This is a genomic window from Streptomyces mexicanus (assembly GCF_902506575.1).
Classification (GTDB): domain Bacteria; phylum Actinomycetota; class Actinomycetes; order Streptomycetales; family Streptomycetaceae; genus Streptomyces; species Streptomyces mexicanus.
The window spans coordinates 7,108,345-7,112,487 of sequence record NZ_LR732544.1; the positions used below are offsets into that span (position 1 = coordinate 7,108,345).

At 74.5% G+C, this 4,143-nt stretch carries 4 protein-coding genes; 2 read left to right on the plus strand and 2 right to left on the minus strand.

Annotation, left to right across the window (positions count from 1 at the left end; genetic code table 11):
- Positions 1-1,047, minus strand: a 1,047-nt coding sequence (locus GV126_RS31710; RefSeq protein WP_159673052.1) for a PP2C family protein-serine/threonine phosphatase, incomplete at its 3' end; no start/stop codon positions are given.
- 262 nt (positions 1,048-1,309) lie between these two features.
- Here GV126_RS31710 and GV126_RS36905 point away from each other — a divergent pair.
- Positions 1,310-1,555 carry a hypothetical protein gene (locus GV126_RS36905; protein WP_236570207.1) on the plus strand — a complete coding sequence of 82 codons (246 nt, stop codon included), beginning with the start codon at positions 1,310-1,312 and terminating at the stop codon, positions 1,553-1,555.
- 63 nt (positions 1,556-1,618) lie between these two features.
- On the opposite strand, the gene GV126_RS31720 is transcribed toward GV126_RS36905, so the two are convergent.
- Complete coding sequence (locus GV126_RS31720; protein WP_159673054.1) at positions 1,619-2,839, minus strand: chitinase; 1,221 nt, start codon at positions 2,837-2,839, stop codon at positions 1,619-1,621.
- 245 nt (positions 2,840-3,084) lie between these two features.
- On the opposite strand from GV126_RS31720, the gene GV126_RS31725 reads away from it, so the two are divergent.
- The coding region (locus GV126_RS31725) for an NAD(+)/NADH kinase (protein ID WP_159673056.1) at positions 3,085-4,143 on the plus strand (1,059 nt) is incomplete at its 3' end.

Genomic DNA, 4,143 nt, shown 5'->3' on the forward strand with positions numbered 1-4,143 from the left:
GCTGTGGGCGGTGCCGTCCGCGGTGACCAGCAGCGGCGGTGGGTGCCCGGCGTTCGTCCAGTGCAGCGCGTACCCGCCGGCCGCGCCGCGCTCGATGCGGCCCATGACCAGCGTGGCCGCCGTGGTCTCGCCGTACATGCCCAGCGCCCGGTCCAGCCGGTCCACGACCTGGCCGGGCGGCCCGCACCGGTCGAAGGCCAGGGCCCGCAGCATGTTGCGGATCTGCCCCATCAGCGGCGCGGCCTCCACGTCGTGGCCGGTGACGTCCCCGACGACGACGAAGACCGCGCCGTCCGGCAGCACCACGGCGTCGTACCAGTCCCCGCCGAGGCGGGGCAGTTCGGAGGCCGGCTGATAGCGGGCCTGCACCCGCAGCGGCGCCAGATCGGGCAGCACGGGCAGCATCCGGCGCTGGAACTGCTCCGCGGCCCGCTTGAGGCGCGCGTACAGCCGGGAGTTCTCGATGCTCACACTGGCCGCGCTGGCCAGGGCGGCCAGCAGGGCCTCGTCGTCGGCGCTGAACGGCGTGCCGTCCTCCTTGTCGGCGACGTACAGGGTGCCGTACACGGTGTCGCGGACCGTCAGGGGCGCCCCGAGCAGTGTCGTCATGACCGGGTGGCCGGCCGGGTAGCCGACCGAGCGCGGGTCGGCGAGCACGTCGTCGACCCGCAGCGGCCTGCGGTCGGTCAGCAGGCTGCCCAGCAGCCCGTGCCGCTGCGGCAGCCCGGACTCGGCCCGCAGCCGCTCCGCGTCCACCCCGACGGTGAACAGGTCGACGAACTCCCCGCCCTCCCCGAGCACCGCCAGCGCCCCGTAGCGGACGGCCAGGAGGTCGCTGGCCGCGGCCACGATGTGCTCCAGCACGGCCGAGGTCTCCATGTCCGCGGTGATCGCCACCACCGCGTCCAGCAGACGGCGCAGCCGGTCCTGCCCGAGCGCCAGCTGGCGCACCTGGGCGTTGAGCTGCTCGACGGACTCGTCCGGTCCGCGTCCGCCGCCCGCGTCCGCCGCCTCGCGCGGCCGTGGCCCTCGCGGCTCGTCCGACATGCCAGGCACCTCCCGCCGGCTCCGGAACCCGACGCACCGCCCCGGTGCCCCGGCACGGTCACCCTATGCGGTCCGCGCGGCCCGGGCCCCTCGCCCATTCGCGCGATCGGCTGCTTGCGGCACCGGTGGGCGGGGCCAAGACTGACCAGGGCCGGTTCCGTTCCCCCACTGGTCCCTGGCGGAACCGGCCTTCCGCCGGCCCGGCGCGGCCCCGCGCGAGGGGCGGCCCGCGCCACCACAGGGCACCGGCGTCGACGACCCGGTGAGCACCGACCGCTCCGGTGAGGCGCTGACCCGGCTGATGCGTGCGGCGCAGTACTTCTTCCCCGGCGAGCAGTCGCCCGACCGGCGCAGCCCGTACCGCGAGGGCGGCCGGGCGGCGGAGGAATTCATACCCCTGTGGTACCCGTGGCGGCCCTGCGTCCTCTACCGCCGCCGGGTCGCCGCCCACCCGGCCGAGCCCGGCACGAGCGGACGCCGCCGGCGGCGCATCGGCGTCCGCTGCTGACCGTGCCGGGGCCGCGCGGCACCGGCACGTCCGGATGGGCCGAAAGGGCTGGGGGCAGGCCGCTCAGCAGGCGCCTTCGTCCTCCCAGGGACCCCACTGCGAGGCGCCGGGGACCTCGTTCTGGGTCCACCACTTGGCCTTCCAGTTGTGCTGGTGGTACGAGACCTCGCTGCCGCCGGTGTAGGCCGTGGTCGCGCTCCAGGCCGGCTTGCACTGGGTGCCCGGGGTCGGCGTGGGGCTGGTGGGCGGCGTGGTCGGCGGTGTGGTGGGCGGGGTCGCCCCGGCGAACTTCACCGAGAACTTCGCGAAGTCCCAGGAGTTCTGCGGGACGCTGGAACACGTGCCCGAGGTCCGGCCGCCGTTGTCCGGCGGGGAGCACTGGCGGTCGCGGTTGAGCGACCAGAAGGTGAAGCGGTCCATGTGGTGGCCGGTGGCGTAGTCCAGCACGGTCTGGAAGTCGCTCTGGTAGAACATCTCGCCGGTGTCGCTGCGGCCGTTCATCCCCGAGAAGCCCTCGTGGGCGTACGCGGTCGCCTCGTCCCAGCCGAACGTGGACTGCAGGACCTGGTTGAACTTGGTCAGCGCGGCGGTCTGGGAGGCCGCGCCGTTGAAGCCGCCGTCGAACGGCATGATGGAGAAGTTGTTCGGGGTGAAGCCCTGCGCCTTCGCCTCCAGCAGCATCTGCTTGCCGAACCAGCCGGTGCCGTCCGCGGTGCCGGCGGTGGTGACGGAGACGTACAGGCCGGGGTTGTTCTGCTGCAGGATCTTGGCGGCGCCGATCTCGTTGTGGATGGCGGCCGTGTTCTCGTACTCCGGCTCCTCCAGGTCGAAGTCGATGGCGTGCAGGCCGTACTTGGTGACGACCTGCTGGTAGGCGGCGGCCGTGGAGGCCGGGTCGGCGCAGGCCTGGCCGAGCTTGGTGCCGCCGTAGCCGCCGATGGAGACGGAGACGTCGCCGCCCTTGGCGCGGATGGTGTCGATGACGGACTTCACGGCCGTGTCCGAGGAGACGGGGCTCTTGCCGTCCCAGGTCGGGGTGCAGCCCCCGCCGTCGGGTGCCAGGACGAAGGCGAGCTGGAAGGCCTTCAGGCCGGTGGCGTCCATGATGGCGCCGGCGTCCGGCGGGTCGTTGTCCAGCGGCATCAGGTACGGGGCCGCGGCGTACCAGCGGTCGCTCAGCTGGGTGGTGGCGCCCGAGGCGCTGCCCGCGACCAGGGCGGTGGTCCCGGCGGCGGCGAGTCCGACGGCGGCGGCCGCGCCCAGACATGCGCGAAGACGTCTCACTGCGTGCCTCCAGTGGGGGTGGGGGAGAGGCCCCAGCTTCCTGAGGTGATGCGAGCACGTCAAGACACTGGTCTGGACCAGACGAGTCTTTGGACTAGACCATACGAATTCTTTACCCGGCCGGTACGGGCCGCGCCGCACCGGCGCCACGGGACCCGGCGGCGTGGCGTTGCGCGCCCGGGCCACGGAGCGCGGCGAGGATGGCCGCAGCCTGTCAGCAGATGTGAGTCGACTCGGAGACGGATGTGACGGTGCGTCGTATCGGCCTGGTCGTGCACGGGGGGCGCAGCGAGGCCGTGGCCGCCGCAGACGCCGTGCGCGCGTGGGGCGCGCGGCACGGGGTGCCCTGCGCCGACATCGACGTGTGGCAGGACGGCCGCCGCCACGCCGCCGCGGAGGTCGAGGCCGCCGGCGACCCCGATCTCATCGTCACCCTCGGCGGCGACGGCACCTTCCTGCGCGGCGCCCGGCTGGCCGCCGAGCGCGACGCCCTGATCCTCGGCGTCGACCTCGGCCGGGTCGGGTTCCTCACCGAGGTCCCCGCCGCCTACGTGCACGCCGCACTGGACGCCGTCGCCGAGGACCGGATGGACGTCGAGAGCCGCATGCTGCTCACCCTGCGCGCCTCCCGCCGCTTGGAGGTGCCCCCCGGCATCGGGGAACTCATGCGCTACGGCCGCCGCCCCATGCTGCCCCCGCCCCGGGTGCGCACCGACTGCGCCTCCGGCGGCGACTGGGGCATCGCCCTGAACGTCACCGCGCTCAACGACGTCGTCGTGGAGAAACTCGCCCGCGACCGGCAGGTGTCGGCCGGGGTGTACATCGCCGGACGGCTGCTGGCCTCCTACTCCGCCGACGCCCTGCTGGTCGCCACCCCGACCGGCTCGACGGCCTACAGCTTCGCCGCGGGCGGCCCCGTGGTCTCCCCGCGCGCCGACGCCCTCGTCTTCACCCCCGTCGCCCCGCACATGACCTTCAACCGCTCGGTCGTGGCCGCCCCCGACGAGCCCGTCGCCCTGCGCGTCCTGGAGCACTCCGGACAGGCCGCCGTCAGCATCGACGGCCAGCTGCGCGGCGTGCTCGACCCGGGCGACTGGATCGGCGTGTACGCGGCGCCCCGCCCGCCGCGGGCCCGACGGCCGGGGCCGGTGGGCTTCTACGGCCGGCCGCGCGGCCCCCTGAACCCCACCCACCCCCCCGCGGCGGGCGCCCGCCGCCCCCCCCCCCCCCCGGGGCCGGCCCCTTTTCACCTCCCCCAGCCCCCCCGGCCAGCCGGAAACATCTGTTGCCGCCTCTTCCTTGAA